The following is a 529-nucleotide window of genomic DNA, read 5'->3' on the forward strand; positions in this document are numbered from 1 at the left end:
GTCGCCGGCCGCCAGCGGGCCCCGGCCCCGCCCATCGGGAACGCCGGCCGGCCGGTCCGGGTGCGGCCCCTCCAGCTGGCTGGTCGGGATGATCGCTCCCGAGCGGGTGAGGCGGGCGGTGCCTGGCAGGTAGGTGTCGACGAGGGCGAGCAGCGCGACCTCGTGCCCGGCCCGGCGGAGCAACCGCGCCACCTCCAGCGCGATCAGGCCACCGAAGGAGTGCCCGAACAGCAGGTAGGGGCCGGCCGGCTGGAGCAGCCGGATCTCGCCCACATGCCGACGGGCGGCGGCCGACACCGACCAGTCGGGCAGGCCGCGGCGCTCCAGGGCGTGTGCCTGCAGTCCGTAGACGCGCCGCTGGCCGGCGAAGTGCCGGGCGAACGGCAGCAGGGCGATCGCGGGCGCCCCGGCCTCCGGGAAGCAGAACAGCGGTGCGCCGGCGCCGTCCGCGACCAGCGGCACCACGGTCGGATGACGCTCGGCGTCGCCCTGCTGGGAGGCCAGCAGGGCGGCGAGGCCGGCCGGGGTC

General features: G+C 77.9%; 1 protein-coding gene. It reads right to left on the reverse strand.

The annotated features are described in order from the left end of the window. A partial coding sequence (locus MXD58_RS24830; protein WP_250610065.1) for a thioesterase domain-containing protein occupies positions 1-529 on the reverse strand: 529 nt, incomplete at both ends.

The organism is Frankia sp. AgKG'84/4 (genome assembly GCF_023242965.2).
In the GTDB taxonomy this organism is placed as follows: domain Bacteria; phylum Actinomycetota; class Actinomycetes; order Frankiales; family Frankiaceae; genus Frankia.